4 protein-coding genes are annotated in these 5,431 nt (G+C 74.7%); all 4 read right to left on the bottom strand.

Annotated features, from left to right (window positions below):
* A partial coding sequence (locus ABEB16_RS19230) for a MazG nucleotide pyrophosphohydrolase domain-containing protein (RefSeq protein ID WP_345713817.1) occupies window positions 1-293 on the bottom strand: 293 nt, incomplete at its 3' end.
* 9 nt (window positions 294-302) lie between these two features.
* Window positions 303-1,670 (bottom strand): NtaA/DmoA family FMN-dependent monooxygenase, encoded by a 1,368-nt coding sequence (locus ABEB16_RS19225; protein ID WP_345713816.1) that lies wholly within the window; start codon window positions 1,668-1,670, stop codon window positions 303-305.
* A 13-nt stretch (window positions 1,671-1,683) separates the two neighbouring features.
* The gene (locus ABEB16_RS19220; RefSeq protein ID WP_345713815.1) at window positions 1,684-2,877 is read right to left on the bottom strand and encodes an LLM class flavin-dependent oxidoreductase; all 1,194 of its coding nucleotides are present in this window, start codon (window positions 2,875-2,877) and stop codon (window positions 1,684-1,686) included.
* Between the two features lie 326 nt (window positions 2,878-3,203).
* Window positions 3,204-5,431: transcription-repair coupling factor (gene mfd / locus ABEB16_RS19215; RefSeq protein ID WP_345713814.1), on the bottom strand; the 2,228-nt coding region annotated here is incomplete at its 5' end.

Here is a 5,431-nt window from a genome sequence, read left to right as displayed (position 1 = left end):
TCCACGTCGAACGGCGCGGTGGGGTGCTCGGCGGCGATGCGCGCGTGGAACACCACCTGCAGCAGCAGGTCCCCGAGCTCCTCGCGCAGGTGCTCGCGGTCGCCGCCCTCCACGGCCTCCACCACCTCGTAGGTCTCCTCCACGAGGTAGCGCAGCAGGGAGTCGTGGGTCTGCTCCGCGTCCCAGGGGCAGCCGCCGGGCGAGCGCAGCCGGTCCATCACCGCGACGAGCTCCAGCAGGGGCGCGCCGGGCGGGGCGCTGCGGCGTGGGTGGTCCAGCGGTTCGTCGCTCACGCCGGCACGCTAACCCGCGGCCGGCGCGAGCGGCGGCAGGCCGAGGTTGTCCCGCAGCGTGCTGCCCTCGTACTCGGTGCGGTGGACGCCGCGCTCCTGCAGGATCGGCACGACGCGGTCGGCGAACTCGTCGAGACCGCCGGGGACCAGGTGCGGCACCAGGATGAACCCGTCGGCGGCGCCGTCCTGCACGAACCGCTCGATGGTCGCGGCGACGGTGGCGGGCGAGCCGATGAACGTCTGCCGGCCGGTGACCTCCACGACGAGCTCGCGGCTGGTGAGCCCCTCGGCCTCGGCCAGCTCCCGCCACCGCCGGGCGGTGGCCAGCGGGTCGCGGAACTGCCGCACGCTGGCGCGGCCCCTGGCGACGGTGTTCTCCCCGGGCACCGGGTCGTCCGCCGGCAGCGGCCCGTCGGGGTCGTGGCCGGACAGGTCGCGGTTCCACACGTGCTCCAGGAAGGCGATGGCCGTCTGCCCGCTCACCTGCTGCATCCGCACCTCGTGGGCGATCTCGGCGGCCTCGGCGTCGGTGTCGCCGAGCGCGAACGTCGCGGCGGGCAGGACGAGCAGGTCCTCGGGGCGGCGGCCGTAGCGGGCCAGGCGGCCCTTGACGTCGGCGGAGAACGCACGGCCCTCGTCGTAGGTGGCGTGGCGGCTGAAGATGGCGTCGGCCTTCGCGGCGGCGAACTCCCGCCCCTCGTCGGAGTCGCCCGCCTGGAAGACCACCGGCCGCCCCTGCGGGGAGCGCCACACCGTGGAGCGCCCCGCGATGTCGAAGTGCGCGTCGCGGTGCGCGAAGGAACCGGCCGCCGGGTCGGTGAGGAACGTGCCCGACCGCGGGTCGGCCACCACCTCGTCGCCGCGCCACGCGTCCAGCACGGCGAACGCGGCGTCGAGGAAGGTGCGGGCCCGCTCGTAGCGCTGCTCGGCGGGCAGGTACCCGCCGCGGCGGAAGTTCTCCCCCGTGAAGGCGTCCCAGGAGGTCACGACGTTCCACGCCGCGCGGCCGCCGGAGAGGTGGTCCAGGGAGGCGAACTGGCGGGCCACCTCGTACGGCTCGTTGAAGGTGGAGCTGATGGTGCCTGCCAGCCCGAGGTGCTCGGTGACGGCGGCCAGCGCCGACAGCACGGTGAGCGTGTTCGGGCGCCCGACGACGTCGAGGTCGTAGATCTTCCCGCCCTGCTCGCGCAGGCGCAGGCCCTCGGCGAGGAAGAGGAAGTCCATCTTCGCCCGCTCGGCGGTGCGGGCGAGGTGGACGAAGGAGGAGAACTCGATCTGGCTGCCGGAGCGGGGGTCGCTCCACACGGTGGTGTTGTTGACGCCGGGGAAGTGCGCGGCGAGGTGGACCTGCTTGCGGCCGGTGGCGGGGCTGCTCATCGGGTGCCCCTCCTCAGGCGGCGTAGCGGTTGGCGGGGCGGGGCAGGCCGAGGCGCTCGCGCAGGGTGCTCTCGGCGTACTCGCGGCGGAACAGCCCGCGGCGCTGCAGCTCGGGCACCAGCAGCCCGGTGACGGCGGTGAGGTCGTGGGGCAGGGCGGCCGGGCGCAGCCGCACCCCGGCGAAGCCCGCCCCGAGCAGCCGCTCCACGGCGTCGGCCAGCTCGGCGGGACCACCGGCGACGACGGCCGCGTCGGAGGTGGGCCCGGCGCCCGCCAGCGCGTCGAGGGACTCCTTGCGGCGCAACGCGTCCGGCGCGTCCTCGCCCAGCACCACGAGCAGGTCGGCGAACACCAGCAGCGGATGGCCGCCGCGCCCGGCCGCGTCCTCGGCGGCCCGCACGTCGGCCAGCACCCGCGCGGGGCCGTCCTCGCCGAGCGGTGTGGTGAACACGACGTCGGCCTGCCGGGCGGCGAGGCGGTACGCCGGTCCCACGTGCGCCAGGGCGGCCACCACGGGTTGCCCCTGCGGCGGGCGCGGGGTGATGGACGGCCCCCTGACGGAGAACCAGCGGCCGGCGAAGTCGACGTGGTGCAGCTTCTCGCGGTCGACGAACCGGCCGGTGGCGGCGTCGCGGACGACGGCGTCGTCCTCCCAGCTGTCCCACAGCCGGCGAACCACCTCGACGTGGTCGGCGGCCTCCTCGAACAGGTCCGCCACCAGCGGCGAGGACGGCGGGTCGGCGACGTCGGCGTCCAGCTCGGGGCGGCGCCCGAACAGCCGCGCCTCCCCGCCCCGGCCCCCCGTGCGCACCTGGTAGCCGGCGCGGCCGCAGGAGACGACGTCGAGGGTGGCGATGCCGGTGGAGACGTGGAACGGCTCGGTGTGCGCGGTGGTGACGACCGGCACGATCCCGATCCGCGACGTCGTGGGCGCCACCCGGGCTGCGACGAGCACGGCGTCGAGGCGGCCGCGGACCCGGTCGGTGCGCTCGTCCGCCCGCAGCGGCGCCTCCGACTGCGGCAGCAGGGAGTCCTCGATCGTCACCAGGTCCAGCAGGCCGCGCTCGGCCTCGGCCAGCAGGTCGGTCCAGTACCCCGGCTGCAGCAGCTCGGCCGGCCGGGCGCCGGGGGCCCGCCAGGCCCCGGGGTGCCAGCCGGCGCCGTCGAGGGCGACGGCGAGGTGGGCGGGGGACGACGTCTGGGACACGGGCGCTCCATCGGTCCCGGCGGTAGCACCTGCCCTCGCGGGTGGTTGCTGCGGCGTCGTCGAGCCGGGTCCCTCGGCCGCTCCGGATGGGGGTGCGACGCTACGAGCTGGGAAGTTGCACCGTCAAGCGAACGGCCGGGTCCTCGGCCCGGCGCCAGCGGCGTGGGGACGCTCCGCAGGCGACACGCCGGTGTCGGCGCACGCAACGTCGCCGCCGCACCCGTCCACCCCCGGGGCGGGGACGTTCCGCTCGCGACGCGCCGGTGTCGGCGTGCCGGACGTCCCCGCCGGGGCGCACCACCGCAGCGCGCCCCGCGGCCGCCTCCTCAGCGCGCCCCGGCCGCCACCGACGCCGGCTGCTCCAGCAGCACCGCCGCGACGAACTCGTGCACCCACGCCAGGATCTGCGCGTCGCGCAGCGGCTGCCCCCCGACGCGCGCCGTCATCGGTGCGGGCACCAGCGCGGCACCCACCTGCGGCTTGAGGATCGTGCCGGGGTAGAGCCGCTTGAGCCGCAGCTCGCGGGACTCCGGCAGGTCGACCGGCGCGAACCGCACCTGCTTGCCCATCAGGCTGACCTCGCGCAGGCCGCCCCTGCGCGCCGCCGTCCGGAACCGCGCCACCTCCAGCAGGTTCAGCACCGGCTGCGGCGGCTCGCCGTAGCGGTCGGTGAGCTCCGCCCGCAGCTCCGCCAGCCCCTCGTCGCCGTCGACGGAGGCCAGCCGCCGGTAGGCCTCCAGCCGCAGCCGCTCGGAGGGGATGTAGTCGTGCGGCAGGTGCGCGTCCACCGGCAGCTCGATCTTCACGTCCGTGGGCTCCGGCTCGACGTCCTCCTCCGCGGCCGCCCCCGGGACCTGGTTGCGCGCGTCGGCCACGGCGTCGGCCACCATCCGCATGTACAGGTCGAACCCGACGCCCTGGATGTGCCCGGACTGCTCCCCGCCCAGCAGGTTGCCCGCGCCGCGGATCTCCAGGTCCTTCATCGCGACCTGCATGCCCGCGCCGAGGTCGGTGAACTGCGCGATCGTGCCGAGCCGGTCGTGCGCGGTCTCCGTCATGGGCTTCTCCGCGGGGAACAGGAAGTAGGCGTACGCCCGCTCCCGGCCGCGCCCGACCCGCCCGCGCAGCTGGTGCAGCTGGGACAGGCCCATCACGTCGGCGCGCTCCACGACGAGGGTGTTGGCGTTGGAGATGTCCAGGCCCGTCTCCACGATCGTCGTGCAGACGAGGACGTCGAACTTCTTCTCCCAGAAGTCCACGACGACCTGTTCCAGCCGGTGCTCCCCCATCCGCCCGTGCGCGGTCGCGATCCGCGCCTCCGGCACCAGCTCGCGCAGCTTCGCCGCGGCCCGGTCGATCGTGGAGACCCGGTTGTGGATGTAGAAGACCTGCCCCTCGCGCAGCAGCTCGCGCCGGATCGCCGCGGCGATCTGCTTCTCCTCGTAGCCGCCGACGTAGGTGAGGATCGGGTGGCGCTCCTCCGGCGGCGTCGCCAGCGTCGACATCTCCCGGATGCCGGTGACCGCCATCTCCAGCGTGCGCGGGATCGGCGTCGCGCTCATCGCGAGCACGTCGACGTTCGTGCGCAGCTTCTTCAGGGCCTCCTTGTGCTCCACGCCGAAGCGCTGCTCCTCGTCGACCACGACGAGGCCCAGGTCCTTGAAGCGCACCTCCGACGACAGCAGCCGGTGGGTGCCGATGACCACGTCGACGCTGCCGTCGGCCAGCCCGGCCAGCGTCGCCCGGGCGTCCGCCGGCGGCGTGAACCGCGACAGCGACCGGACGGTGACAGGGAAGGCGGCGTAGCGCTCCGAGAACGTCTTGTGGTGCTGCTGCACGAGCAGCGTCGTCGGCACCAGGACGGCGACCTGCTTGCCGTCCTGCACCGCCTTGAACGCCGCCCGCAGCGCGATCTCCGTCTTGCCGTAGCCGACGTCGCCGCAGATGAGGCGGTCCATGGGCGTGGAGCGCTCCATGTCCCGCTTCACCTCCTCGATGCTGGCGAGCTGGTCGGGGGTCTCCACGTAGGGGAAGGCGTCCTCCAGCTCCCGCTGCCAGGGGGTGTCCGGGCCGAACCGGTGGCCCTGGGTGGCCATGCGCGCGGAGTACAGCCGGATGAGCTCGCCGGCGATCTCCTTGACCGCCTTGCGGGCGCGGCTCTTCGTCTTCGACCAGTCCGAGCCGCCCATCTTGTTGAGCACCGGCGCCTCACCGCCGGTGTAGCGGGAGACCTGGTCGAGGGTGTCGGTGGGCACGAACAGCCGGTCGCCGGGCTGGCCGCGCTTGGAGGCGGCGTACTCCAGCACCAGGTACTCGCGGGTGGCGCCCTGCACGGTGCGCTGCACCATCTCCACGAACCTGCCGATGCCGTGCTGCTCGTGGACGACGAAGTCGCCCGGGCGCAGCGTGAGGGGGTCCACGGCGTTGCGCCGGCGGGCGGGCATCCGGCGCATGTCCTTCGTGGACTGCCCCGCCTGCCCGGTGAGGTCGGACTCGGTGAGCAGCGCGACGCGCAGCTGCTCGGCGACGAACCCGTGCTGCACCGACGCCGTCG

It is taken from the genome of Kineococcus glutinatus (assembly GCF_039542765.1).
Lineage (GTDB): Bacteria > Actinomycetota > Actinomycetes > Actinomycetales > Kineococcaceae > Kineococcus_A > Kineococcus_A glutinatus.
The sequence above is the reverse complement of the archived record's forward strand: the minus strand, read 5'-3'. Positions and strand labels throughout refer to the sequence as shown.

What these genes read in the sequence shown, in the direction of transcription:
- ABEB16_RS19225 (WP_345713816.1), bottom strand. Translation starts at nt 1,670, where the DNA reads ATGAGCAGCCCCGCCACCGGCCGCAAGCAGGTCCACCTCGCCGCGCAC.